Origin of the sequence: Nonomuraea maritima (assembly GCF_900100395.1) — a bacterium.
Classification (GTDB): domain Bacteria; phylum Actinomycetota; class Actinomycetes; order Streptosporangiales; family Streptosporangiaceae; genus Nonomuraea; species Nonomuraea maritima.
In genome coordinates this window covers 407,201-430,950 of record NZ_FNFB01000001.1, presented here as the reverse complement: position 1 = coordinate 430,950, position 23,750 = coordinate 407,201, and the positions used below count along the sequence as shown (strand labels likewise).

24 protein-coding genes and 1 tRNA gene are annotated in these 23,750 nt (G+C 72.1%); 10 read left to right on the top strand and 15 right to left on the bottom strand.

The annotated features are described in order from the left end of the window. Positions 1-247 precede the first annotated feature (247 nt). Genes BLR04_RS02055 through BLR04_RS02045 form a run of 3 tightly spaced genes read left to right on the top strand, consistent with a single transcriptional unit; the run spans position 248 to position 3,189 of the window. Positions 248-1,459, top strand: coding sequence for a CaiB/BaiF CoA transferase family protein (locus tag BLR04_RS02055; RefSeq protein WP_090758912.1), 1,212 nt, complete (start codon positions 248-250; stop codon positions 1,457-1,459). After that, complete coding sequence (locus BLR04_RS02050; protein ID WP_090758910.1) at positions 1,460-2,386, top strand: hydroxymethylglutaryl-CoA lyase; 927 nt, start codon at positions 1,460-1,462, stop codon at positions 2,384-2,386. Between the two features lie 23 nt (positions 2,387-2,409). Then, complete coding sequence (locus BLR04_RS02045; protein WP_090758908.1) at positions 2,410-3,189, top strand: IclR family transcriptional regulator; 780 nt, start codon at positions 2,410-2,412, stop codon at positions 3,187-3,189. A gap of 6 nt (positions 3,190-3,195) precedes the next feature. Here the strand turns inward: BLR04_RS02045 and BLR04_RS02040 are convergent, their stop codons facing one another. The 7 genes from BLR04_RS02040 to BLR04_RS40420 are packed head-to-tail and all read right to left on the bottom strand — an operon-like array spanning position 3,196 to position 11,441. Next, entirely contained in the window at positions 3,196-4,008 is an 813-nt protein-coding gene (locus BLR04_RS02040; protein WP_090758906.1) for a transporter substrate-binding domain-containing protein, read from the bottom strand. After that, on the bottom strand, positions 4,005-5,363 hold the full coding sequence (locus BLR04_RS02035) for a hypothetical protein (RefSeq protein ID WP_143021928.1): 1,359 nt from the start codon (positions 5,361-5,363) through the stop codon (positions 4,005-4,007). The genes BLR04_RS02040 and BLR04_RS02035 overlap by 4 nt, the downstream gene beginning before the upstream one ends. Next, positions 5,360-5,995 (bottom strand): FHA domain-containing protein, encoded by a 636-nt coding sequence (locus BLR04_RS02030; RefSeq protein ID WP_090758903.1) that lies wholly within the window; start codon positions 5,993-5,995, stop codon positions 5,360-5,362. Before BLR04_RS02030 ends, BLR04_RS02035 begins: the two co-directional genes overlap by 4 nt. Next, positions 5,995-7,296, bottom strand: a complete 1,302-nt coding sequence (locus tag BLR04_RS02025; RefSeq protein ID WP_090758901.1) for a VWA domain-containing protein — start codon at positions 7,294-7,296, stop codon at positions 5,995-5,997. Before BLR04_RS02025 ends, BLR04_RS02030 begins: the two co-directional genes overlap by 1 nt. Next, positions 7,289-8,146, bottom strand: a complete 858-nt coding sequence (locus tag BLR04_RS02020; protein ID WP_090758899.1) for a PP2C family protein-serine/threonine phosphatase — start codon at positions 8,144-8,146, stop codon at positions 7,289-7,291. The genes BLR04_RS02025 and BLR04_RS02020 overlap by 8 nt, the downstream gene beginning before the upstream one ends. Further along, positions 8,143-10,281 (bottom strand): serine/threonine-protein kinase, encoded by a 2,139-nt coding sequence (locus tag BLR04_RS02015; protein WP_090758897.1) that lies wholly within the window; start codon positions 10,279-10,281, stop codon positions 8,143-8,145. The genes BLR04_RS02020 and BLR04_RS02015 overlap by 4 nt, the downstream gene beginning before the upstream one ends. After that, positions 10,278-11,441, bottom strand: a complete 1,164-nt coding sequence (locus BLR04_RS40420) for a hypothetical protein (RefSeq protein WP_090758895.1) — start codon at positions 11,439-11,441, stop codon at positions 10,278-10,280. Before BLR04_RS40420 ends, BLR04_RS02015 begins: the two co-directional genes overlap by 4 nt. 167 nt (positions 11,442-11,608) lie before the next feature. Between BLR04_RS40420 and BLR04_RS40415 the strand changes: the two genes are divergently transcribed. From BLR04_RS40415 to BLR04_RS02000, 3 genes are read left to right on the top strand one after another with little or no spacing between them, the layout of a single operon-like run. Beyond that, positions 11,609-11,767: a hypothetical protein gene (locus tag BLR04_RS40415; protein WP_176902890.1), complete on the top strand. Its 159-nt coding sequence runs from the start codon at positions 11,609-11,611 to the stop codon at positions 11,765-11,767. Positions 11,768-11,799: 32 nt separating this feature from the next. Beyond that, positions 11,800-13,074 (top strand): amylo-alpha-1,6-glucosidase, encoded by a 1,275-nt coding sequence (locus BLR04_RS02005; RefSeq protein WP_176902889.1) that lies wholly within the window; start codon positions 11,800-11,802, stop codon positions 13,072-13,074. Next, on the top strand, positions 13,071-13,544 hold the full coding sequence (locus BLR04_RS02000) for a hypothetical protein (protein WP_090758891.1): 474 nt from the start codon (positions 13,071-13,073) through the stop codon (positions 13,542-13,544). Before BLR04_RS02005 ends, BLR04_RS02000 begins: the two co-directional genes overlap by 4 nt. A 230-nt stretch (positions 13,545-13,774) precedes the next feature. Here the strand turns inward: BLR04_RS02000 and BLR04_RS01995 are convergent, their stop codons facing one another. Further along, entirely contained in the window at positions 13,775-14,074 is a 300-nt protein-coding gene (locus BLR04_RS01995; protein WP_425413420.1) for a YtxH domain-containing protein, read from the bottom strand. A gap of 139 nt (positions 14,075-14,213) precedes the next feature. On the opposite strand from BLR04_RS01995, the gene BLR04_RS01990 reads away from it, so the two are divergent. Beyond that, positions 14,214-14,285: transfer RNA gene (locus tag BLR04_RS01990), tRNA-Asn, on the top strand. A 703-nt stretch (positions 14,286-14,988) separates the two neighbouring features. Here BLR04_RS01990 and BLR04_RS01980 read toward each other — a convergent pair. From BLR04_RS01980 to cpt, 3 genes are all read right to left on the bottom strand, one after another. Then, complete coding sequence (locus BLR04_RS01980; RefSeq protein WP_090758884.1) at positions 14,989-15,879, bottom strand: DUF1963 domain-containing protein; 891 nt, start codon at positions 15,877-15,879, stop codon at positions 14,989-14,991. A 294-nt stretch (positions 15,880-16,173) separates the two neighbouring features. Beyond that, a complete protein-coding gene (locus BLR04_RS01975) occupies positions 16,174-17,049 on the bottom strand; it encodes an aminoglycoside phosphotransferase family protein (RefSeq protein ID WP_090759516.1) in 876 nt (291 codons plus the stop codon). A 59-nt stretch (positions 17,050-17,108) separates the two neighbouring features. Beyond that, entirely contained in the window at positions 17,109-17,645 is a 537-nt protein-coding gene (gene cpt, locus BLR04_RS01970; RefSeq protein WP_090758882.1) for a chloramphenicol phosphotransferase CPT, read from the bottom strand. A gap of 335 nt (positions 17,646-17,980) precedes the next feature. Between cpt and BLR04_RS01965 the strand changes: the two genes are divergently transcribed. Together BLR04_RS01965 and BLR04_RS01960 are read left to right on the top strand one after the other, a co-directional pair. Next, positions 17,981-19,111, top strand: coding sequence for a nitric oxide synthase oxygenase (locus BLR04_RS01965; protein ID WP_245739965.1), 1,131 nt, complete (start codon positions 17,981-17,983; stop codon positions 19,109-19,111). 72 nt (positions 19,112-19,183) lie between these two features. Further along, a complete protein-coding gene (locus BLR04_RS01960; RefSeq protein ID WP_090758878.1) occupies positions 19,184-19,957 on the top strand; it encodes an enoyl-CoA hydratase-related protein in 774 nt (257 codons plus the stop codon). 3 nt (positions 19,958-19,960) lie between these two features. Here BLR04_RS01960 and galK read toward each other — a convergent pair whose 3' ends face one another. Beyond that, entirely contained in the window at positions 19,961-21,079 is a 1,119-nt protein-coding gene (galK, locus tag BLR04_RS01955; protein WP_090758876.1) for a galactokinase, read from the bottom strand. A gap of 43 nt (positions 21,080-21,122) precedes the next feature. Here galK and BLR04_RS01950 point away from each other — a divergent pair, with 43 nt between their 5' ends. Further along, positions 21,123-21,920 (top strand): 1-aminocyclopropane-1-carboxylate deaminase/D-cysteine desulfhydrase, encoded by a 798-nt coding sequence (locus BLR04_RS01950; protein WP_090758874.1) that lies wholly within the window; start codon positions 21,123-21,125, stop codon positions 21,918-21,920. A 54-nt stretch (positions 21,921-21,974) separates the two neighbouring features. Here the strand turns inward: BLR04_RS01950 and BLR04_RS01945 are convergent, their stop codons facing one another. The 3 genes from BLR04_RS01945 to BLR04_RS01935 all read right to left on the bottom strand — a co-directional run bounded on the left by BLR04_RS01945 (position 21,975) and on the right by BLR04_RS01935 (position 23,706). Next, positions 21,975-22,646 (bottom strand): DUF6766 family protein, encoded by a 672-nt coding sequence (locus BLR04_RS01945; protein ID WP_090758872.1) that lies wholly within the window; start codon positions 22,644-22,646, stop codon positions 21,975-21,977. 79 nt (positions 22,647-22,725) lie between these two features. Then, on the bottom strand, positions 22,726-23,106 hold the full coding sequence (locus BLR04_RS01940; RefSeq protein WP_143021927.1) for a hypothetical protein: 381 nt from the start codon (positions 23,104-23,106) through the stop codon (positions 22,726-22,728). Between the two features lie 54 nt (positions 23,107-23,160). Next, on the bottom strand, positions 23,161-23,706 hold the full coding sequence (locus BLR04_RS01935; RefSeq protein WP_090758868.1) for a hypothetical protein: 546 nt from the start codon (positions 23,704-23,706) through the stop codon (positions 23,161-23,163). Between the last annotated feature and the right edge of the window lie 44 nt (positions 23,707-23,750).

The window sequence follows — 23,750 nt, the reverse complement described above, 5'->3', positions numbered from 1 at the left end:
TGCTCCTTCGATGGGAGGCAGGGGGGCGGCGGCGGCTTCTCGCGTGCGGTTCACGGCGGGCAAGCAGTCCACGACTGGGATGAGAACCCATCATGCGGCCGATCGAAGAGCACGGTCAAGGGGAGTTAAGTGCTGGTTTTGCATGTTTTAATCCCATTTTTTACATATAGGAGCACTTGACGGCTCGGATGGCAAACTCGCATGCTGGGATACAAACCCACATCGTGGGCCAAAGGGGAGGGTCGTCATGGGTGATCATGGCAGCGGGGCACTGGCCGGGGTGCGCGTGCTCGAACTGGGCAACTTCATCGCCGCCCCCTCGGCCGGCCGCCTCCTGGCCGACTTCGGGGCGGACGTCGTCAAGGTGGAGCGCCCCACCGGCGGGGACGAACTGCGCCGGTGGCGGCTCCACGAGGGCGAGACCTCGCTGCTGTTCCGCGTACTGAACAGGAACAAGCGCTCCGTCACGCTCGACCTCGGGCATCCCGAGGGGCAGGCGGTCGCGCTGGAACTGATCCGCCGCTCCGACGTCGTCCTCGAGAACTTCCGGCCCGGCACCCTGGAACGCTGGGGCCTGGCCGTCGAGCGCATGCGCGAGGTGAACCCCGACGTGATCGTCGTCCGCGTCTCCGGGTACGGACAGAGCGGCCCGTACCTCGACCGGCCGGGGTTCGGCGGCGTGGCCGAGGCGGTCGGCGGGCTCCGCAACTTCACCGGCTACCCTGACCGCCCGCCCACCCGGGTCGGCATCAGCCTCGCCGACTCCGTCGCCGGCCTGTACGCCGTCATCGGCGCCCTGATGGGCCTGCACCGCCGCACCGCCACCGGACAGGGCGAGGTCGTGGACGTGGCCCTGTACGAGGCGGTCTACTCCCTGATGGAGTCGCTGACCCCCGACCACGACGCGTTCGGCGTCGAACCGGAGCGGGCCGGCAGCGCGCTGCCGGGCATCGTGCCGTCCAACACCTACCTGTGCGGCGACGGCCGGTACGTCGTGATCAGCGGCAACGGCGACGCCATCTTCCGCAGGCTCATGCGGGTGATCGGCCGCTCGGACCTGGCGACCGAGCCGCGGCTCGCCGACAACGCCGGCCGGGTGGAGCACGCCGCGTCCATCGACGCCGCCATCGCGGCCTGGACCCGGCTGATGCCGCACGAGGAGGTCCTCCTGCGGCTGGGGGACGGGCAGATCCCCGCGTCCCCCATCTACACGGCGGCCGACATCGCCAAGGACCCCCATTACGCGGCCCGCGGCATGCTGGAACGGCACCGCGTCAGGATCGCCGCGGGCGACGAGCGCGAGGTGCTCTTCCCCGGGGTCGTGCCGAAGCTCGCCGAGGAGCCCGGGCGCACCCGGTGGCTCGGGCCGGAGCCGGGCGAGCACACCGACGCCGTACTGGCCGAACTCGGCATCGACGACGCCCGCCGCGCCGCCCTGCGAGAGCTGCAGGTGATCTGAGTGGACGCCACCGACCAGGTCCTCATCACCGACGTCCTGCTCAGGGACGGCTTCCAGATCGAGCCGGTCGTCATCCCGACCGCCGACAAGCTCCGGCTGGCCTACGGGCTGATGGACGCGGGGCTCACCTCGCTGGAGGTCGGCTCGTTCGTCCACCCGGACAAGGTGCCGCAGATGGCCGACACCGACACGCTGGTCCGCCGGCTGCGGCCGGGGGAGTCCGTGGCGCTGCACACCCTGGTGTTCAACGAACGCGGAGCGCTCCGGGCGCTCGCGGCCGGAGCCCGCCACGTCCGCTTCGTGGTCTCCGCCTCCGACGGCCACAGCAGGGCCAACGCCGGAGTGCCCACCCGGGACGCCCTCGCGCGCCTGTGGCCGGCGGCCGGGCTGCTGAGCGAGGCCGCCGTCCATGTCGAGGCGACCATAGTCACCGCGTTCGTCTGCCCGTTCGACGGCGAGACCGGTCCCGACCGGGTGGTGGAGGTGGCCGAGGAGCTGATCGCACTCGGCGTCAAGGTGATCCACCTCGCCGACACGATCGGCGCGGCCGGTCCAGCGCACATCCGCAGGACCGTCACCGCCGTGCGCGCCGCCTTCCCTGAACTGCCGATCGGCCTGCACCTGCACAACACGTACGGCATGGCCTCGGCGAACGCGTGGGAGGCGCTGCGGCTCGGCGTCCGGCGCTTCGACGCCTCACTCGGCGGCGTCGGCGGCTGCCCGTTCGCCCCCGGGGCCGCCGGCAACATCGGCACCGACGACCTGGTCAACCTCTGCCACCAGGTGGGCGTCGCCACCGGGATCGACCCCGGCAAGCTCGTCGCCGTCCGGGACGAGCTGCGCGCGCTGCTGGGCCGCCGCCTCGACTCCGCGCTGTCCGCCGTACCGGCCTGGCCGGTTGCGCTGCGCCCGGGGCCGGGCGCGTGACATGGGGTAGGTTCGCGTAGGTGATGGGCGAGAACGACGAGCGGGGCGCCGCGTCGGTGCTGGTCCTGCGGAAGGTCCGCCAGATCCTCGAGTGCTTCACCATCGAGCGCGCCGAGCTGACCCTCCAGCAGATCACCAAGGCCACCGGGCTGCCCGCGAGCACCTGCCAGCGGCTGGTGACCAGCCTGGTGCGCGAGGGCTTCCTCGACCGGCACGGCGACGTCTACCGCATCGGCCTCGCGCTCGTGCGGTGGGCCGCCCCCGGCACGCTCGGCCTCGACATCGTGCAGCTCACCCGTCCGGCGATCCAGTGGCTGCGCGACCGCACCGGCGAGTCCGCCTGCCTGTACGTGCGCGACGGGCCCTTCCGCACGGTGGTGAGCCTCGCCGAGACCCGCGCCGCCGTCATGCGCATCGCCACGGTCGGCATGGTGATGCCGCTGCACGCGGGCTCGGCCGGCAAGGTCTTCATGGCCTTCGACCCCGAGGCGCGCCGCGCGGCGGTCGGCCACGGTCTCGTCCGCCACACCGCCCGCACCGTCGTCGACATCGACGTGCTGGACGAGCAACTGGCCGAGGTGCGCAGGAACGGCTATTCAGCGACGTTCGAGGAACGCGACGCGGGCGCGGCCTCCATCAGCGCCCCCGTCTTCGGCAGCTCGGGCGAGCTGGTCGCGGTCCTCGGCATGCTGGCGCCGACGCAGCGGCTCACCCCCGCCGACGTGGGCGAGATCGCGCCGCAGGTCGTGGCCGCGGCCGAGGACGCCTCCCGGCGCCTCGGCCACCGCCCGGCCGCCGGGTGACCGCACTCAGGAGCAGCCCTCGAACTGGGGGACGGCGATCGTGCTGAGGTCCAGGCCCGACGCGTCGAACCACGTGTGCAGCAGCTTCGCCGCCGTCCCGTCCTGGTACATGTCGGTGATCGCCCGGTTCACCGCCTCGCACCCCGGCACGTCGCCCCGGGGCAGCCCGATGCCGCTGCGCTGCTCGTTGAACCGCGCGTTGCTCAGCCGCAGCCCCGACCCGTCCTGCATGGCGAGGCCCGCGAGGATGACGTCGTTGGTGGTGACGGCGTCGACCTGGCGGTTCTTCAGCCCGGCCAGGCACGCCTGGTAGTCGGCGAACGGCACGACCTCCGCCGCCACCTTCCGCTCCTCGACCACCCGCTGGGCCGCGTTCGCCCCTCGCACCTCGCAGATCTTCCGCCCAGCGAGCTCCCGCACGTTGCCGATCGGGTCGTCCCGCCGCGTCAGGATGTCCTGGTACGAGATGTGGTACGGCCCCGCGAACAGCACCGTGGCCTTGCGGTCCTGGCTGATCGTGTACGTCGCCACCACCATGTCGGCCCGGCCGTCCACCAGCACCTTCTCCCGGTCGGCCGCCAGCACGGGCACGAGCGAGAAGTCCTTGCCCAGCTTGCCGGCGACATAGCGGGCCACGTCCACGTCGAAGCCCTCGAAGGAGCCGTCCGGCTTGCGGAACCCGACGTACGGCAGGTCCGAGCGCACCGCGATGACCAGGGTGTCCTTGTCCACGATCGATTCTGGGCCGCCCGTCCCGCAGCCCGCGACCACGGCGACCATGGCGACAAGGGCGGCGACCGCCGACAGCGCGCGCTTCACCGGTACTCCTTGAGTCGAGGCCACACCCCGGTGACCACCAGCAGGCCGATCACGCCGGCCGCGAACGGCAGCAGCAGCCACAGGCCGCCCAGCGTGCTCTCACCGCGGTCGATGGCGCGGTCGAACACGCTCTCGTGCTCGTCGGCCAGCGCCACGAGGGAACGGTCGTAGGCGCCGAACGCCGCGCTGACCGGGTCGAGCCGCGCCGCGACCGCCTCGCCGACCCTGCCGTCCGCCGCGAGGGTGCGGAAGGTCGTGTCCGCGGCCTGGAACCGCTGGTACGCCTCCTCGACCTGCGCGCCCTTCGCGCCGACCAGTTCGGGGCCGAGCAGGCCGCGGAAGCCGCCCGAGTTGTCGGCCACCTTGGCGTGGTAGGTCTCGAGATTGCCCGCCTCGACGTACAGCAGCGACAGCGACTTGTCCAAGTACGTGTGCTCGTAGGTGTCGGCGCGCTCCTTGTCCAGCAGGTAGCGGCTCTGGTCGCCCTGCATGCTGTTGCTGATCGCGCGGGCCCTGGCCAGGGCCAGCACCGAGTCGAAGCCCGCCGACTTGGCCTCCCGCAGCGCCTGCTCGTTCTGCCCGAGCGCGGCCGCGCCGACGACCGTGGACGCCGCGACCGCGAGCGTGGCGATCAGCAGCGCGGGCCCGAACACCCGCCGGAACCTCCTGGCCAGGTACACCTGCAGCCAGACCAGGCAGCCCACGGCGAGCAGCCCGGCCAGCACCACCGTGCCGCGCAGCAGCGGCACCGTCGTCGCCTTGTCGTCGTAGGTGCGGCGCACGATCGTGCCGTTCTCCAGCGTCAGGTTGTACGCCTGCGGCAGCAGCATCAGCCGCATCAGGTCGGTCGCCTGCCGGTAGAGCCTGACGACGGCCTCCGGCGGCGGCCCCGGCGGGTGCGGCGACCGCTCGTTCAGCAGCAGCGCCTGCCCGGCCAGCCGCTCGTACGCGCCGAGCCCGTCGAGCACCGACTGCACCGTCCGCCGCTCGGCCTCGTTGTCGCCCGACAGCTCGAACGCCTTCAGCAGCGCCTGGTTGGCCTCCGACCGGCGCTGCTCGTACCGGGCGGTGGCCTTGTCCCGCTCCCGCTCGTACGCGTCGCCCATGACGAGGACGTCGGCCACCACGGCGTCCATGTCGCTCAGCGCCAGGTACAGCCCGGCCGTGGCGACGACCTGCGGGCCCGCGTCGCGGCCGATCACCTGCAGCCCGTCGCGCACGGTCAGTCCGCCGGCCGCGAGCGCCGCGAACAGCAGCACCAGGCAGCCGGCCGTGACGCCGGAGATCACCCGGATCCGTCCGGGAACGCTGCGGCGCGCGGGTGCGGGGGGAACGCGCACGCTCACGACCGTCACGGCGCCCCCTCCCTCAGGGTGAGGACCGTCCACGCGCCGAGGTGGATGCGGTCTCCCGCGCCGACCGGGACCGGCACGTTGACCCCGATCGGACGGCCGTTCACCTGGGTGCCGTTGGCCGAGCCCGGGTCCACCAGCAGCCAGGTGCCGTCCGGCTGGGCCAGCAGCACGGCGTGCAGGTGGGAGATGCCGGTGTCCTCCGGCGGACCGGTGAGGTCGATCTCGGGGGTGAGGTTCCTGGCCCGGCTGCGCCGTCCGATGCGCACCTGCTCGCCCTCCAGCGCGAACGAGCGCTCCGGGCAGTAGGGCGGGAACGACACCGCGCCGGCGTCCGGACCGCCCGCGCCGACGACCCGCTGGTAGTAGGCGTGATCGGCCGCGGCGACGGCCTCCCACCGCACCTGCGTGGCGAATGACGGGGTGTTCGCGCCGGTGCCGGCGTAGTCGTGGCCGCACACCTCGCAGAACTGTCCGGCGCGCGGCGCCCGGCAGACGGGACACTCGGCGGGCGGCGTCTCCGGCGCCAGCACGCTCGTGGGCCCGCCCCCGGGTGTGCCCGCGCTCATGCGGGCCCCGCAGACGTCGCAGTAGTCGTCGGCGCCGGACGCGTGCCCCTGCGGGCAGGTGGCCATCAGCGGTCAGTCCCCTCGTTCCGCTCACGCAGCCTGCTGGTCCGCACCGACCCGGTGTCGAGCGCGATCGCGTCGGCCTTGGCCACGTCCCTGCGCAGGCGGGCGGTTCCCGTCTCCGGGTCGCGCTCGATCACCTTGTTCAGCAGTCGCAGGGTGTCCTCCCTGCCGGTGTTCTCGGCGATCTGCCGCGCCTCGGCCAGGCGGGCGGTCGCGGTGTCGACGTCGCCGGCCGCCCGCGCGCCGAGTCCCTCCTGGATCAGCTCGTGCAGCTCTTCCTGGCCGGTGTAGTGGGCGACCTTCCGGTTGATCCGGGTCGACTGCGCGAGGTCGTCGCTCCACTGCGCGAGCACGTTCCCGCCGGCCAGGACCTCCTCGGTGTCGGGGCGGACGAGCTTGATCCAGCTCGCCCTGATCTCCTGGCCGACCTGCCCGGTGGGCACCTCGACGCAGACGTGGTACTCGCGCTCCTCCGCGCCCCACGAGCCGGTCGGGTAGTCGCCGGTCAGTGGGTTGACGTCGGCGCGTTTGCCCGTCAGGTCGAGCAGCGTGGGGGAGACCTGCTTGACGTACTTCAGCACGGCGGCCTGCGGCACCCACACCCGCAGCGACACCTCGGCCACCGTCTTGCTCATCGACGTCTGCGTCAGCCGCCGGAAGTACTCCGGCAGGTCGGCCTGGTCACGGACGAAGTCGAACGTGCCGAGCAGCGCCTCGGCGACCTTGCGCAGTTCGGCGGGCACCCAGTCGTCACCGACGCCCAGCGCGTCGCACACGAACGCGCCGCTCCACGAGCGCAGCACGGAGTCGAACACGTCGGGGCGCTCGTTGTTCTGGCCGTCGGTCATCAGCAGCGCGTGCCGGATCGCCGACGGGCGCGTGCTCAACAGGCGTCCCGCAAGGTCGAGCCACGAGCCGATGGCGGTGCCGCCGTGCGCCAGCAACCGGCCGATGGCCTGCTCGGCCTCGGCCCTGGTGGCCCGGTTCGCCTCGACCAGCCCGGCGCCGCGGCCCGGATAGACCAGGTGGGCCGACTCCGTCCCGGCCACCACGGCGAAGTGCACCCCGTCGCGCAACGTGCGCACCGCCGTCGCCGCGGCCTGCCGCGCCTCGCGGATCTTGCTGCCGCTCATCGACCCCGACGTGTCAATGATGATCACTTCAGCGGCCTCGGCGGGCACGTCCTGACGCACGACCGGGCCGCCCGCCGACGCGACCGTCACGATCGCGTGCACCTCGCGCCCGCCGAGCGGCAGGTACTTGTTCTGGTCGATGGTCATGGTGAAAGCGGGCTGGTCAGTCATGCACTTCTCCTCGGGGGATCAAGGCGATCGTCACGTTGTCCTGGCCGCCGCGGTCCAGCGCGTGGCGGAGCAGTTCGCGGGCCGTCTCGACGGGCGTCCCTGCGGCGGGGACGGCGTAGCCGTCCAGGTAGCGCCACAGCCCGTCGCTGCAGACGAGCAGCAGGCCGGGTTCGGGCGGGACCAGGGTGCGCACGTGGGGGCCGACCGCGCCGGCGTCGGCGCCCAGCCAGGCGGTGATCTCCCCGGTCGCCACGGTGTCGTCCACGGTCAGCGGCACGGGTGCCCCGGAACCGCCGGGCAGCCAGTACGCGCGGGAGTCGCCCGCCCAGGCCAGCGACACCCGCCCGTCCGGCTCCACCACGGCGGCGACGTACGTGCAGGCGGGGGCGTCCTCGGGGGAGGTGGCCAGCTCGGCAACCGCGCGGGCGGCCAGCCCGAACGCCTCCGCCTGCGACACGCCTCCGGCCAGCGCGGCGGACGCGGTCCCGGCCGCCGCCGCGGACGCCTCGTCGGCCCTCGGCGACGACCCCACGCCGTCGCACACCACGACCACGACGGCGTCGCCCGCCTGGACCAGGGCCACCGCGTCCTCGTTGCGGGGGCGGCGCAAGCCCCTGTCGGTCACCGCCGCGGCGCCCCCGTCCAGCGTCGTCTCCACGTGGTCGCGTCCGGACGGCTGGCGAAGGCCGCACCGCTCGCAGTAGCCCTCGGCGTCCACCGCAGGAGCGCCGCACGAGACGCAGGCGGGAGCGTTGAGCGCGTGCCCGCACGCCTCGCAGTAGGAGTCGCCCACGAGCACGGGAGCGCCGCACACCGGGCAGCCCGCCGCCTCCTGGGCTGCGCCCGTCACAGCCAGGTCCTCGGCCGTACGGTGTTGGCCCGGTCGACGAGGGCGTGGCGCTCCTCGCGGGAGCCGGCCGCGAGCGCCAGCCGCCGGAAGATCGTCTCCAGCCGCCGCCGCAGCCCCACCTCCGTGAACGGCGCCCCGGAGAGCTCACCGAGCTTCGGCGGTGGGTTCGACTCCAGCCACGTCAGCGCCCCTTGCAGGATCTCGGCGGTGAGCAGGTCGCGGCGGCGGGTGTCGAGGTTCGTCTGCGCCGCCAGCCGGCCGGCCGCCCGCGTCAGCTCGTCAGGACCCAGCGCGGCCACGTCGGGCCGCCGCACCGCCGAGGCCGCGAGCGCCACCTGCGCCGCCGTCCGGTACACCGACGAGGCGGGCACCTCGTCGAGGACGTCCATCCGACCCGCCCTCGCCAGCCCGAACGCCGCGCTGACGAAGGAGCGGTCGGTCCGCCAGACGAGGTCGTACCAGGAGGCGGCGGGCCGGCCCGCGCACTCGAGCGCGAGGCCGAGCGCCAGCTTGGGCGCGAGCTCGCCGGGCAGCTCCGACAGGCACGCGTCGAACAGCGCCACCGCCTCGTCGTGGTGGGCCGTGGTCAGCGCGAGGACCGCCCGGTACCACGTGACCCGCCAGTCGCCGGGCAGGTCCCTGCTGAGCTCGTCCAGCTCCGTGACGGCCTCGGCCGCGCCCTCCTCGGCCAGCAGCCGCGCCCGCGTCAGCCGCGTCTCCGGCGTCGGCGGCAGCTTCGCGAGCTGCTCGACGAGCTCCCTGCCGTCACGCCCGGCGAGCCCCACCAGCGCGCCGGCTCCCGGGTCGGACGGGTCGACCTGCGGAGCGGGCAGCGCCGTCGCCACCGCCACGGGGTCGAGCGGCCCGAACACCTCGTGGGGGTCCTGCGACAGCGCGGCGCCGACCGCCGCGCGCTCCGGCCCGAAGAACCGCGACAGTGCGGGGTACGGCACCCCGGCCTCGAGCGCGCTGATCTCCCGCAGCACCCCGAGGAGCTGCTCCTCCATCTCCCACGCGCTCTGGAACCGGTCGGCCGGGTCGGGCGCGGTGGCCCTGCGCAGCAGCCGGGTGAACGACGGGTGCCCGCAGTCGGCCGGCAGCGGTGCGGGCCCGCCGCCCTGCCACGGGCTGAACCCGGGCACCGCCAGCACCGCGAGCGTCCTGCCCACGGTGTAGAGGTCGGCGGCGACCGACTGCGGACGGTCGCGCAACTCGGGCGCGTGGTAGCCGGGCGTGACCCACGACGAGCCCACCGGGGAGCCGAGCTGCTGCACCGCGCCCAGGTCGATGAGCTTGAGCCGCCGGCCGACCCTGATCACGTTGGCCGGTTTGAGGTCGCAGTAGACCAGGTCGCTCTCGTGCAGGTACGCGAGCGCCTGCAGGATCTCGCGCCCGTACACGAGGGTCTCGCGCAGCGAGAGCGGGCCCTGGAGGCGCAGGTCGTGCAGCGACTGCCCGCCCAGGTACTCCATGACGATGTACCCGAGTCCGGACGAGCGCTGGAAGTTGAAGATCTTGACGATGTTGGGGTGGTCGACCGTGGTGAGGAACTTCCGCTCGGCCTCCGCCGCCGCCAGCGCCTCGGCGTTCATGGAGTTGAGCAGGCCCTTCAGCACCACCCAGCGGCCGTCGAGGTTCTCGTCGGAGGCGAGGTAGATCCAGCCGAGCCCGCCGTGCGCCAGGCAGCCCAGCACTCGGTACTGGCCGCCCACCAGATCCCCTTCGCGCAGCTTGGGGGTGAACGAGAAGCGGGTACGGCAGTGCGGGCAGAACCCCTCCGTCAGCCCCGGCCGCCCGTCACGGGACCGGCCCACCTCCTTCTCGCACGCGGGGTTCGCGCAGAACCGCTTGTCCTCCGGCACCTGGGGGTCGTCCAGCACCGCGTCCGCGGGGTCGCGCTCCGGCACCGCCGGCAGGTCGGCCACGGTGTCGGGCACGCCCGTCCGCGACCGTCCGGTGCCCCCGGTCGGCCTGCCCGCGGGACGCGTCTCAGGTCCGGACCCCGGGTCAGGCCGCGACGGGAGCGACGACGGCTGTGACGACGGGAGGGGCGGCGGGCTCTCGGCGTGGCCGCACAGGTCGCAGTAGCCCTCGTCGATCGTTCCCGCGCAGCCGGGCTGCGTGCAACGGCTCATGCGGCACCTCCGTGGATCGCGCGCCGGTAGTCGTCGACCGCGGCCGCCGCACGCGTCAGGTCGCAGGGGGCGCTCCACAGCAGCGCCCTGGCTCGCTCGTACAGGCGGGTGGCGTCCGGGGCCTCCGCGAGCCCCTTGCGCGCCGCCATCACCTGGAAGGCGCCGAGCCGGCCGCGTAACTCGTCGCGGCGGACGAGCAGCCCGTACAGTGCCTGGGCGGCGGCCCGCGCCTGGCCGGCGGCCTCGCGGGTCTCGTCCTCCAGCGCCGCCAGCCGCCGTCCCCGCCGCACCCAGGGTTCGGCTGACACGTCCAGCGCGTCGAGCGCGGCGGCCAACGCGTCCACCCGGCTGCGCGGCTGGGCCTGCGGCGGCAGGGCGATCTTGACGACGACCTTGCCGTGGGCCAGCCGCGCCTCGCTCTCGGCCGCCCGCACCTCGTCGAGCGCGGCGGTCAGGTTCTCGCGCCGCTCGGCGTACTCGTCCCTGGCCGCGCGCGCGAGCTCCAGCTCCGCGCGGCGGTCGCCGAGCAGCCGGACCAGCCGGTCGAGGTCCTGCTCGACGGACGGCCCGAGCGGGTCCTCCACCACCGCCGCCCGCAGCCGGGCCGGTTCCTGCGTCGCCTCCAGCGTGGCGTCCTCGCCCAGCAGGGCCGCCAGCTCGCCGATCGCGCGCAGGTCGGCCTCGGCGGCGTCGAGACGGGGGAGCAGGACGTTCCAGACGGCGTCGATGTCGTTCAGCGCGGACGTGACCTCGCCGAAGGCGCCGTTCATCCGGACCACCGCCTCGTCGAGGGTCAGCCGCTCGTCCACCGGAGGGAGGAGCGAGCGCCGCTCGACCGGCTCGACGGCGGCGGGCAGCACCACGGACGGGCCCGACAGCAGTTCCGTGAGGCGGGCGAGCTGCTCGGCGCCCATCCGCTCGCGCTCGGCCCTGACCCGCTCGGCCTCCCGCAGCACGGCCCGGTAGGCGTCGTTCAGCACCCACAGGACGGCCAGCGACTCCTGCGCCGCCGCCCACCGCCTGCGCGTCTCGCCGCGCAGGGCCGCGCCCTTGAGTAATCGGTACGTCGTGTGGGACTCGAGGTCGAGCAGGTGGCCGGAGACGCGGTCGCGTTCCTCGGCACGGAGGCGCAGCGCGTGCTCCGCGCCCTCTCTGCTCATCGGCGATCTCAGGATCATCACGCTCCCGTGGAGGCGGCCCCCCTGCCTCACCGGATCAACGGGCGGTACGGCTCGTCGGTTCCTTCGGTAGGGATAGCCCTGGTTCGTCCCTGATTCAACCCTGGACCGCCTGCAATCCGCTTAAAAGATCTCATAACGTTCGAGTCATGGGACGCATTCTTCTGATCGTCGCGGCCGTCGTGGCCGCGCTCTTCCTCCTCGGGCCTCTCGTGGGCCTCCTGTTCACGCTGCTCAAGTGGACCCTCATCGCCGGTCTCGTGACGCTCGGCGTCGTCCTCGTGGCGAAGTGCGCCAAGAGGACATAGCGTCCGAGGGCATCGCCGGTCATAGTTGGGTGATGGAGGCTCGGCCCGCGGTCGACGACGCCGCACTCGGGCGAGAGGCGATGGCCGTGCTCGAGGCCAACTGGACGGGCTGCGGCACCGTGCCCGCGCCAGGTCTCTACCCGCACCAGTGGGGCTGGGACTCCGCGTTCGTCGTCATGGGCCTGGCCCGCCACCATCCCGACCGCGCCCGCGCCGAACTGCTCAGCCTGCTGCGCGGGCAGTGGGCGACCGGGATGCTGCCGCACATCGTCTTCCACACCAGCGAGGCCTACTATCCCGGCCCAGCGGTGTGGCGCTCGCAGGAGCACGAGTCCGCGCCGAAGGTGCTCACCTCAGGGCTCACCGCGCCACCGCTGCACGGCCTCGCCCTCTGGTGGCTGTACCGGCACACCGGCGACGCGGCGTTCGTCCGGCGGGCCTTTCCTGCGCTGAGCGCCCAGCACGACTGGCTCGCCGCCACGCGCGACCTCGGCGGCGCGGGGCTGGCCGCGATCGTCCACCCGTGGGAGTCCGGCATGGACGACAGCCCCGCCTGGGACGACCCCCTCGCCGCGCTCCCCGCCACCGGGTACGGCCGGCCAGGTGCCGACCCGGCCGGCGGCCGCCCCGACAGCGACCACGACCGCTACGTCTGGCTCGCCATGCGCTACCGGGACGCCGGGTACAGCCCCGCGTACCTGCGCGACGAGCATCCGTTCGCGATCGAGGACCCGTTGTTCAACGGGATCTGGCTGGCCTCCTGCCAGGCGCTCGCCGACCTCGCCCCGCTGGCCGGCGCCGACCCCGCGCCGCACGCCGAACGGGCCGAGCGCATCAGGCGGGCGCTCCTCGACCGCCTGTGGGACGACTGCTTCTACGCCAGGGACCTGCGCGCCGACCGGCTGATCAGGGTGTGCACCGTCGGCTCGTTCGGGCCGCTGCTCGACCCCGGCATCTCATCCGACCACCTGCACGCCGCCCTGGACGTGCTGGAGTCGGCCAGGTTCATGGGGGCGACCGGCTACCCCGTCCCGAGCTGCGAGATCCGCGCCACCCAGTTCGACCGCACCCGCTACTGGCGCGGCCCCTCATGGGTGAACACCAACTGGCTGTTGCGCCGGGCCGCCGCCGTCCACTCCCTCGACCAGCTGGGCCGCCAGCTCACCAACGGCACCCTGCGCCTCGTCCGGCAGGCCGGGTTCCGCGAGTGCTTCGACCCCTTCGACGGCAGCGGGCGCGGCTGCCGCGACTTCTCCTGGAGTGCGGCTCTCACCCTCGATCTGCTCGCGGATACCGTGGTGGAATGAGTTTTTTCCACCGCCTGCCCGGTGAGGCGCGCCGATCCCTGCAGCTGGAGCGCGGGGAGCGGGTCCTGACGTTCGCCGCCTCGAAGGACGGCCACGTGGTGGCCACCAACCTGGCCCTCCACCTCTCGGACGGGACACGCGTGCCGTACGAGACGATCGACAAGGCGTCCTGGGACGAGGACGGCGTGCGCGTGCTCACCGTCGACGGCCTGTGGCACGCCGAACGGATCGCCGAGCCGCGCATGCTGCCGGAGACCGTACGCGAGCGGGTGAACTCGACGATCGTGGTGAACAAGCACGTGAGCCTGCCCGGCAGGGGTGGGGTGCGGCTCGTGGCCAGGCGCCCGCCCGGCGGCGAGGTGGCCGGCTGGACGTTCGTCTTCGACGACGGCCTCGACCCCGACGACCCCGGCCTCCGCGCTCAGGCCGAACAGGTCCTGGAAGGCGTACGCCGCAGCATGGGCGTCTGACCCTTGAGACTCACGCCGCAGGCCCGCACGGGCCTCCGGCGAGCACGTGCCACAGCCTGCCCGTCCGGATCTTGCGGTGAGGAAGCCGCCTCACCCAGCCGACCTCGAAGGACGCGCCGAAGTGTGCGGGTCCTGAGGCCTGCGGTGGGACGTGGATGCGGCGGTGTGCCGAAGGGCCGGGCGGTGTGCCGAGGGCATGGGGCCGGCGACCGGCCCCATGCCCTCGTGCGTCAGTAGGGGATACCGCTCTCGCGGGTCCTGGTCTCGGCGACCTCCTCGTCGGGCCACCCGGTGCCGGTGTCGTGATCATGACCTCCGAGGAACGGCATGCGCTGCTGCAGCGTGTCGCCCATCCTCGACCGGACCATCCCCGCGTACTTCGACGCCTGTGCCCCCATCACCCCGGCCATCTCCTGCATCCGGGGATTGTCGGCCACGCGCTGCGCCACTCGCTTGATCTGCTCGTAGCGTTCCCGCCCCGCCCTGCTGCCCAACACGTACCCGACAGCCAGGCCAACGGCGAATGTCATCCGATAACGCATGTTGCACCTCCGCTGTTTCCGGGCCTACCCCGCTCACGATGCGACACGCACTCCAAGAGTGCGCTAATCTATTCCTGCGCGCCACGGAGGGGCCCGAAAGGGCCCGCCGAAGTGCGCAAACGAGCGGTCCCGCGTAGCTCAATGGCAGAGCAGCCGGCTGTTAACCGGCAGGTTATTGGTTCGAGTCCAATCGCGGGAGCTTCGTCAGAACTGAGAACACACGGCTCGGGCCCCTTTCCTGGATCAAGGAACAGGGGCCTGAGTCGTTCCGGGAGTCACCCGGGGAGCCGCTGTCGGGTTCGGTCACTGCCGAAGACGGCGTCCGTGGTCTCCGCTCCACGGACGATCACGGGCCTGATCTGGTGTCGATGGACGGTCTGGGTCGGGTGCCCGACGAGATCAGCGATCCGTTCCGCTGAGGCGTCCCCGTCACTCAAGATCGAGACGAAGGGGTGCCGAAGCTCCCGGACCTTCCAGCGGCTTCCGATGCCCGCCTGATCACTCGCGGGCCCACCACGCAGCGCACGCATGGGATCGCGCAAGATGTCCGCCCGTTCCGCCGTCCGTCCCGGTCCTTCGCGCCGATCGGGTCGGGGGGGGACACCATGGCGTGGAGACCTGACCCAAGGAGAAGGTCGGGTATCACCGCGGTCGCGCCGGACGTGTCGTGGTGCGGCGACGTCACCGAGATCGTCACCGGCGAGGGCCGGCTCACCGCGCGGGGCGAGGGCTCCACCTGGCCACGGCGGAGGATCTTTTCTCCGCCGGCTGCTCGGTTACGCCATGTCCGAGCATCGGGGCGCCGACCGTCGCCTCGCTGCAGAGGGCCGCCGTCACCTGCGGCGGGATGCACTGCCCGCGACAGTGAATACAGTGCCGCGCGCTTCGAGGACGCCTGCCGGTTACTCGGTGAACGCGGGGAATGAGCGCATCCTGTCGAAGCGGCCGGCGGCCAGGTCGTCGAATCTGATCAAAAAGCGTCCGAAATGACAGAAGTGTTCGGTGGGGAACTGGGCGAGCGGCACCCATTCCCGAATCAGCCGGGATTCCTCTTCGCGGCGCCAGCGGATCCTCTCGGGGCGCGGAAGGTCAGGCTCGGTCTCCAGCCGGGCCCGGAGGCCGGCACGCGCCATCTGCTCCTCCGGAGCGTACGAGCCTCCGATTCTTTTCGTGTATCCACCGACGTACAGGGATGACAGGCCCGTCTCCGTCGGCCAGAGATCCTGGACCAGTGCGATGAGTTCTTCGGTATGCGTCAGCTCACCGACCAGCTGCTTCACGGTGTCCGACGCGAACATGAGGCGGTCGTTCATGTCCTCGTCGTCGGGCTCGAGCCCGGGGGGCAGCTGCGGCACGACCTCGGCATGAAGCCTGTACTCGGGGTAAGGGACCTCACCGTCGGACGGCAGCTGCCGGACCGCTGTCTCCGTGCCTGCGGGGACGTACAGGACCCGCGCGAACGCGTCGTAGCCGCGACTGCACGCGTCGAAGGCTTTCTCGGGATCCAGGAAGAAGAGCAGCGAGCCGTCCACCGGCAGGGGAAGCTTCTCGACCCTCGGTAGGGCCGCGCAGTCGAGGGATGCGACGAACGGCAACGGAATCCCTTGCTCGGACGGCCACTCCGTGCCGGCAGGTAGCCGGGGCAGCCCGCCGCTCTGCCCGACGACATCCTCGCCGCGGTCACCGCCACCTAACCAGATCGCGAATCGCAGCTGCTCGGCGAATCTGTCAATCTGATCCGCCGGAATGCCCCGCTCAATCGCCTCGCGGCGAAACCGCCCGTATCGTTCCATAGCGGAGCATCATCGCAGACGGCTGTTCCGGTTCCGCCGCAGGCCGATCAGGCACTTCAACACGGCCCCTGGATCTGATGGATGCGCACTCCGCCTCAGGTGGCATTCTGTTGTTGCGTCTGCGGAGCCGCGGAGGCTGCTCTTCGCCAACGACCCGTTGGTCCGGCTCCGGGCGCCATGGGTTCTGCACATGGCCGAGCACAGCGAGCATCGGGTTACGCGCACCAGCCGGCGGCGTCGGCTCAATGCCGGGTAAGGGACCTGCCGGGTCTCACTTGATGCTTGACAGGGCGGTCAGGCGAGCGCCAGGCGTTGCAGGGTGCGGCGGCCCATGCGGGCCATGGCCGGGTTGGTGGTGTCGTAGTACCAGACGAGGCCCATGGCCTGCTGGAACGCCCACGCCTTGCCGCGTTCCCACTCCACCTCGCCGCAGTCGAGCTCCTTGCGGAGCACCTCGCGCGGCCCCTCCTCCAGCAGGTGCCAGGCGCTCACGAGGTCGAGTGCCGGGTCGGCCGGGCCGAAGCCGCCGACGTCGAGCACCCCGGCCAGCCGTCCGCCGGAGACGAGGACGTTGCCGGGGATGAGGTCGCCGTGGTTCATGACGTCGGGACCGGTGGGCGGCAGCTCGCGCAGGCGGGCCCACATCGCGCGCAGGCGCGGGACGTCCAGCAGGTGCTCGCTGTGCCGGAAGCAGGTCTCCATCCACGCATCGTGGTCGCGCAGGTCGCCGCCGCGCCCCCGGCCGGGGAACGTACGGCCCCGCGTGTCCACGGCGCGCAGGTCGGTGATGAGGGCGGCCAGGTCGACGGCGAACGCCTCGGACCATCCCGGGTCGTCGTCGGTGGCCACGACGCCGGGAAGCCAGGTCTGGACCGCCCACGGCAGCGGATAACCCGCTCCTGGCTCGCCGATCGCGACCGGCTCGGGGGTGGGGAACCGGGTGCGGCCCGCCAGCTCGCGGGCGGCGGCCGCCTCGGCCTCGAGCGCGTCCCTCGTCCAGCCCGGCTGGAGCGGGAAGCGGGCGCAGAGCCGGTCGCCGAGGCGGAACAGCGCGTTGACCGTGCCGCATGAGGTCACACCGCTGACGGGCAGGTCGCGCCACTGCGGGAACTGCTCCTCGACGAGCGCCTGAACCGTCGCGACCGAGATGTGCAGCTGGTCTTCGTGCATGTTCACGCGGTGCAGGCTCTCGTGCCGTCCGTGCTCCAGGCAACCGAATTCATCGCGGGCTAGCGGCGGACACGGTCGGCGACGGTGCGGGCGCACGTCAGGGACTCGGTGTGCGTGGTGTCCACCACCAGGTCGTAGCGCACGCCTTCGTGGACGATCTTCGCCTGTGACTCGGCCATGCCGACGACCCGGTCGCCCCGGGCCTTCTCACGGCCGGCGGCGGTCGCCGGGTCGCACGTGACGCCCACCCACAGGACGTCCAGTCCGTCGAGGGCCCGCTGCCACCGCTGCTGGGACGCCGCCCCGCCGAGGAAGACGTCGTCGATGATCACCGGAGCCCCGGCGCGGACCGTCGCGGTCAGGCCCTTCATCCAGGCCGCCTCCAGCGTCCGGAACACGGGGCCCACCGTGATGCCGCCGTCGGGGGCGAACGCGATCCCGGCGTCCGACTCCTGCATGGACAGGGGCAGTGCGTCGACGAACGAGTCGACCCCGAACGCGAGCCACGGCTCGGGCAGGACCTCCTGGAGATGCCGGACGATCGACGTCTTTCCCGCGCTGGAGCCGCCGTTGAGCACAATCACCTGAGTAGCCACGGCGGCCAGGTTAGAACCGCCGCCCGCCGCGACGCGACCCGATTTCCCCCGAGAGCCGGATACGCCCGCCCCGTCCGGCCCGCTACGCCGAGCCCCTACGCACGGCAGAGGGTGGCGCGGGCTGGTATTTCACCCTATGTGATTCGTTCATCACATGATTTCTGCATTTCTGGGACAAGGAGGCGTGAGGCGGGTGAAGATGAGGGCGCCGGTTCCTCGGGGCCGGTGCCGCGGGAGTGTCGTGATGGGGGCGAGGAGAGGGCGCCACCAGCAAGGACGTGTCGCCGACCCGGAATCGGCGGGGCGATCCGATGACGGAGAGTGCTGATTGCCGCGTGCCTACCTGGATCAGGTCCCTGCGTCCCTTCGACGTGCCCGCCGCCCGCCCGGTGGCCGCACGCTCCATCGACCTCCGCGAGGCGGAGCGCTTCATCAGGCTCTACCACGCCGAGAACCCCTCCGTAGGGGGTCTGCACGCTCGCCTGCGCGACATCGCCAGGGACGTGGCCCGCTACGGCACCTACACGCACTCCTTCGAGGAGCTCGAGTTCGGCGCCAGGGTGGCCTGGCGCAACAGCAACCGGTGCATCGGCCGGTTGTACTGGCGTTCGCTGAAGGTCCGTGACCGGCGGCTGGTGAGCGCGCCCGAGGGCGTGGCCCTGGAAAGCGTCGCCCACCTGCACGAGGCCACGAACAAGGGCAAGATCCGTCCGACCATCACCATCATGGCCCCCGACACGCCGGCCCTGCGCGCCCCGCGCATCCGCAACGACCAGTTGATCCGCTACGCCGGATACCGCACCGAGGACGGCGTCGTGGGCGACCCGCGCAACGTCGACCTCACCGAGTACGCCCAGAAGCTGGGCTGGGAGGGCAAGGGCGGCCGCTTCGACGTGCTGCCGTTGATCATCGAACCGCCGTTCGGCGAGCCGCTGCTGTGTCACCTTCCGGGTGACGCCGTGCTGGAGGTGCCGATCGTGCATCCCGAGTACGCCTGGTTCGAGGAGCTCGGGCTGCGCTGGCACGCCGTACCGGCTATTTCGGATATGTGTCTGGAGATCGGCGGCATCTGCTACCCGTGCGCGCCCTTCAACGGGTGGTACATGGGCACCGAGATCGGCGCCCGCAACTTCGCCGACACCGACAGGTACGACCGGCTCGGGGCGGTGGCGGAACGGCTCGGCCTGGACACCTCCACCGAGCGCTCGCTGTGGCGCGACCACGCCCTGGTGGAGCTGAACGTGGCCGTGCTGCACTCGTTCGAGCGGGCGGGCGTCACGATCACCGACCATCACACGGAGTCGCGCCGTTTCCTCGCCCATCTGGCGAAGGAGGAGAAGGCGGGACGGGTGTGCCCGGCCGACTGGTCGTGGATCGTTCCGCCGATGTCCGGCGGCGTCACGCCCGTCTTCCACCGCTACTACGACACCCGCGAGCTGACCCCCGCGTTCGTCCACCATCACTAGGCATCCGGCGGGGGCCGCGCGGCCCCCGCCGCTCCTTGCCTTCGAGGGCTAGAACATGATTCTGTACGAGGCATGGCGGAACTCGTGCTCTCGACGCTCGACCGGGGCGTGCTCACCCTGACCTTCAACCGTCCCGAGAGCCTCAATGCCTGGACCGACGCGATGGGACGGCGCTACTTCGACCTCCTGGCCGAGGCCGAGGCAGACCCCGAGGTGCGGGCGGTGGTGGTGACCGGCGCGGGCAAGGGGTTCTGCGCGGGTGCCGACTTCAAGACGCTCACCGCCATCCAGGCGGGCTCGTACGAGGAGAAACCCGACCCCCGCCCCGCCACGTTTCCCACGACGCTCGGCAAACCGGTCATCGCCGCCGTCAACGGCGCCTGCGCCGGCCTCGGCATGGTGCACGCGCTCGTCTGCGACCTCGTCCTCACGGCGGAGGAGGCCAAGTGGACGACGGCCTTCGCCCGCCGGGGCCTGATCGCCGAGTACGGGCTGTCGTGGGTGCTGCCGCGGATCATGGGCCAGCAGCGCGCCATGGACGTCCTGCTGTCGGGGCGGATCTTCACCGGGCGTGAGGCGTACGAGCTGGGGCTGGCCAACCGGGCGGTGCCTGGGGAGTCGCTGCTGGAGCAGGCGGTGTCCTACGCCAGGGAGCTGGCGGCGCACAGCTCGCCGGCGTCGATGGCGGTGATCAAGCGGCAGCTCTGGCACGACTGGGACGTCACGCTGGAGGCGTCGGCCAAGGCGGCCACCCAGGAGATGGCCGCGTCGTTCCGGCGCCCCGACTTCGCGGAGGGCGTCGCCAGCTTCCTCGAGCGACGCCCGCCGAACTTCCCGCCCCTGTAGGGGTCAGGACACCCCGACGCGGTGCGCGCCCTTCGCCGGGACGGCGGGCAGGAAGCGAGGGGCGCTGAACCCGCGCTCGTCGTACGCGCGCGACACCGACTCCTTGACGCTGTCGAGCCGCTCGACCGGCACCAGCGCGATGGCGGAGCCGCCGAAGCCGCCGCCCGTCATCCGCGCGCCGCGCGCCCCGCCCCTGACCGCCGCCTCCACGGCGACGTCGAGCTCGGGGGAGGACACCTCGTACTGGTCGCGCAGCGACAGGTGGGAGGCGTTGAGCAGGGCGCCGATCTCGGTGACGGCGCCCGCCCGCAGCAGGCCGATGAGGGCCTCGACGCGGTGGTTCTCGGTGACGACGTGCATCACGCGCTTGCGCTCGTCGCCCTGGAGCTGCTGGAGCGCCCCTGCCAGGTCGGTCACGTCGCGCAGCGCGGCGACGCCGAGCTTGCGGGCGGCCGACTCGCACTCGGCGCGGCGCTTGGCGTACTCGCCGTCGGCGAGCTCGTGGTGCACCTGGGTGTCGATGATGAGCATGCTCAGCCCGTGGGCGCCCAGGTCGAGCGGGATGTTGCGGGAGGCGAGCGAGCGGCAGTCGAGGAACAGCGCGTGGCCCTCCTGGCCGAGCGCGGAGGCGGCCTGGTCCATGATGCCGCACGGTATGCCGACGAAGTCGTTCTCGGCCTTCTGGCTGAGCAGGGCGAGCTCCATCGGCGTCATGCCGAGGTCGAGCGCGTCGTTGAGCGCCGAGGCGACGGCGACCTCCAGGGCGGCGCTGGAACTGAGCCCGGCGCCCTGCGGCACGTCGCCGTCGACGACGATGTCGGCGCCCGACACCGCCTCGCCCATCATGGCGAGGACGCCGACGACGTAGCGCGTCCAGCCCTTCGACTGGTCGTAGCTGGTGAAGGTGGCCGGCTCGCCGGGCGACTGCAGCGACAGGACCCGGACGACGCCGTCGGTGCGTGGCGTGACGGCCGCCGTCACGCCCCACGGCACCGCGAACGGCAGCACGAAGCCGTCGTTGTAGTCGGTGTGCTCGCCGATGAGGTTCACCCTGCCGGGAGCGTGCCAGACGGTCTGCGGCGACCCGGCGTAGGCATCACGAAAAGCTTCAACAACGCGCATGAACCAACACTCCTCAACAAGGACCCGTCCGTAGACTAGCGCCATGGAGGAGCTGGTGGAGCCGGGTCTCGGGCCGGTCAGGGTGTTCCTGATGCACGACGACAACAAGCCGCGCAAGCTCAGGTACAACCTGGGGCACCGGCGGCTGCTGACGTTCGGGGGGGCGTACTCCAACCACATCAGGGCCGTCGCGGAGGCGGGGGCGCGGCACGGCATCGAGACCGTCGGCGTCATCCGCGGCGAGGAGCACCTGCCGCTCAACCCCATGCTCGCCCGCGCCGCGGCCTGCGGCATGACGCTCACCTACCTCGACCGGGCCACCTACCGCCGCAAGCACACCGAGGAGGTGCAGGCGCGGCTGCGCGCCCGCTGGGGGGCCGACATCGCGATCCTGCCCGAGGGCGGGAGCAACGCAGCCGCCGTACGCGGCTGCGCCGAGCTGCCGGGGGAGATCACCGTCCCGTACGACGTCGTCTGCTGCCCGGTCGGCACGGGCGGGACGCTGGCCGGCATCGCGGCCGGGCTGCCGGACGGCAAACGGGCGCTCGGCTTCGCGGTGCTGAAGGGCGCCGGATTCCTGGAGGACGAGGTCGCCCGGCTGCAACGGGAGGCGTACGGGCGGACGTGGTCGAACTGGTCGGTCAACCTGGACTACCACTTCGGCGGGTACGCCAAGTCGACGCCCGTCCTTGACGCCTTCATCGCGAAATATCGGGTCGAAGGGGTCTATGTGGCGAAGATGCTGTACGGCATCCTCGATCTCGCCCGCCAGGGTGCTTTCCCCGCGGGCACCCGCATCGTCGCCGTGGTCACCGGCCGCCCGCAGCCCGTCGGCCCGTAAGGACTTCTCCGGTCGGACCGCGACCTCACGCCACCTCCCCGGGTGTCGTTCCGGTCAGCCCTCGACCCCGGTCGAGGAGTGCGCCGCGCCGACCGGCTTCGACTCCGGCGAGCCCCGCTGTCGCAGGTAGATCGACAGCACCACCATGGACAGCACGGCCAGCATCTCCGACTGCCAGTTCTGCAGGCTGCGATTCCAGAATTCCGCCGAGGTCACGTACGAGCCCCAGGGGACCGGGTCGAGCAGGTCGACGAGCCGCTCGGAATTGTAGGCCACCTGCCCGCCGACCGACTGCGCCAGCCACGACAGCACGAAGATCGTCCCCATCACGATCCCGAGCGAGTTGCTCAGCAGCCACAGCCGGATGCCCGTGGCCCGGGCCCAGCTGGGGGAGTTCTCGTCGGCGTAGCGTCCGATCTGCTGGCGTTCGTCGGACTCGGCTCCGGCGGCGTCCATCTCCTTCGACTCCGGCGAGCCCTTCTGCAGCAGCCAGACGGTGAGCATGATGAAGAGGAAGAACTGCAGGTACTCCGACTGCCAGTTCTCGGCCACGTCGACCGCGTACGGGGCGGACGTCACGTAGTCGAGGAAGGAGATCCGGTCCAGGTGCTGCGCCAGCTGCTGGTCGTTGAAGTCGTGCCAGCCCGCCACCGCCTGTCCCCCCACGCACGCCAGGAACAGGATCAGGAACGTCAGCGACAGCGAGTTCTCCTTGAGCCACCTCACAGCCTCGACCACCCCAGCACGAAGGCCCAGATCAGTCCGGCCGCGATCAGCAGCAACGTCAGCGTGAACATCACCCGCATCAGTCCTCCACCTCGCAGTCGTACGGCAGGTCGCGCACCGACTCGCAGCCCGCGGCCCTGACCCGCCAGACGTCGCCGAAGCGGTGCAGGAAGAGCGTGTCGCCGGTCAGTCGCACCTGCGCGTCACCGCCCCAGACGGACACCTCGGTGACGTCGCCGCCGGGGCGGAGGCGCAGGGCGCGCAGGGCCTCGGCGCAGCTCTGGCCGGGGCCGGGCAGCCTCTCTGCGGTCTCGGCGGAGAGCATCGCGCACGCGTTCTCCATCTGCCCCGCCGAGACGGCGGTGTGGAAGCGCACCGCCGTCCGCGCGGGAGCGGTGGTGTCGACGGCGCAGCCGGTGACGAGGAGTGCCGACGCCAGCACCATGAGCCGCAGTCTCATGGCAGGCTGCTACCCGCTGCCGTTACCGGCATGCTGCCCGATCACCCGGATGGATCAGCCGAGCTGGTCGAGCACTGGGGTCACGAGCGCGTTGAGCTCGCGGGCCAGCACCGTCACCGCCCGGTGGGCGCTCTGCTCGACCTCCTCGTGCGGGCCCTCCGGCTCGGGCGGCAGGTCGTCGAGCGGCAGCGGGGCCTCGACCAGCAGCGTCGCGCGCAGGAACGGGCTGCGCGCGAGATCCTGCTGGGTGGGCTCGACGTACTGGCCGAAGGTCTCCTGCCAGCCCTGCCAGCCGCGGTCGCGCCACCAGGTGCGCGAGCGCCGTAGTTCCTCGGGCAGCGGCGAGACGATCCGGACGCGGGCGTAGAGGGTGCCGTCCCAGGTGTTGCGGTGGCAGGTGGCCTCGAGCACGCGGCGGTCCCACCGGACGAGGCCGGGGTCGAGCGACGGCGGCGTGGCGAGCCGCCAGGCCGTGCAGGCGAACCGCACGGGCGCGATGTCGCCCCACTCGAACTCGTCGAGGTTCTTGCGCACGTGCACGGCGTAGCGCCCGTCACGATCCCTGTCGAACTCCTGGTCGATCCAGAACGCCTTGGACATGGCCTCTACGCTACGGCGCTCGCCGCCCGTACCGGACCAGGATG

What these genes read in the sequence shown, in the direction of transcription:
- BLR04_RS02055 (WP_090758912.1), top strand. Translation starts at nt 248, where the DNA reads ATGGGTGATCATGGCAGCGGGGCACTGGCCGGGGTGCGCGTGCTCGAA.
- BLR04_RS02045 (WP_090758908.1), top strand. Translation starts at nt 2,410, where the DNA reads ATGGGCGAGAACGACGAGCGGGGCGCCGCGTCGGTGCTGGTCCTGCGG.
- BLR04_RS02030 (WP_090758903.1), bottom strand. Translation starts at nt 5,995, where the DNA reads ATGGCCACCTGCCCGCAGGGGCACGCGTCCGGCGCCGACGACTACTGC.
- BLR04_RS02025 (WP_090758901.1), bottom strand. Translation starts at nt 7,296, where the DNA reads ATGACTGACCAGCCCGCTTTCACCATGACCATCGACCAGAACAAGTAC.
- BLR04_RS02015 (WP_090758897.1), bottom strand. Translation starts at nt 10,281, where the DNA reads ATGAGCCGTTGCACGCAGCCCGGCTGCGCGGGAACGATCGACGAGGGC.
- BLR04_RS40420 (WP_090758895.1), bottom strand. Translation starts at nt 11,441, where the DNA reads ATGAGCAGAGAGGGCGCGGAGCACGCGCTGCGCCTCCGTGCCGAGGAA.
- BLR04_RS40415 (WP_176902890.1), top strand. Translation starts at nt 11,609, where the DNA reads ATGGGACGCATTCTTCTGATCGTCGCGGCCGTCGTGGCCGCGCTCTTC.
- BLR04_RS02005 (WP_176902889.1), top strand. Translation starts at nt 11,800, where the DNA reads ATGGAGGCTCGGCCCGCGGTCGACGACGCCGCACTCGGGCGAGAGGCG.
- BLR04_RS02000 (WP_090758891.1), top strand. Translation starts at nt 13,071, where the DNA reads ATGAGTTTTTTCCACCGCCTGCCCGGTGAGGCGCGCCGATCCCTGCAG.
- BLR04_RS01995 (WP_425413420.1), bottom strand. Translation starts at nt 14,074, where the DNA reads ATGACATTCGCCGTTGGCCTGGCTGTCGGGTACGTGTTGGGCAGCAGG.
- BLR04_RS01980 (WP_090758884.1), bottom strand. Translation starts at nt 15,879, where the DNA reads ATGGAACGATACGGGCGGTTTCGCCGCGAGGCGATTGAGCGGGGCATT.
- BLR04_RS01975 (WP_090759516.1), bottom strand. Translation starts at nt 17,049, where the DNA reads ATGCACGAAGACCAGCTGCACATCTCGGTCGCGACGGTTCAGGCGCTC.
- BLR04_RS01960 (WP_090758878.1), top strand. Translation starts at nt 19,184, where the DNA reads ATGGCGGAACTCGTGCTCTCGACGCTCGACCGGGGCGTGCTCACCCTG.
- galK (WP_090758876.1), bottom strand. Translation starts at nt 21,079, where the DNA reads ATGCGCGTTGTTGAAGCTTTTCGTGATGCCTACGCCGGGTCGCCGCAG.
- BLR04_RS01950 (WP_090758874.1), top strand. Translation starts at nt 21,123, where the DNA reads ATGGAGGAGCTGGTGGAGCCGGGTCTCGGGCCGGTCAGGGTGTTCCTG.
- BLR04_RS01940 (WP_143021927.1), bottom strand. Translation starts at nt 23,106, where the DNA reads ATGAGACTGCGGCTCATGGTGCTGGCGTCGGCACTCCTCGTCACCGGC.
- BLR04_RS01935 (WP_090758868.1), bottom strand. Translation starts at nt 23,706, where the DNA reads ATGTCCAAGGCGTTCTGGATCGACCAGGAGTTCGACAGGGATCGTGAC.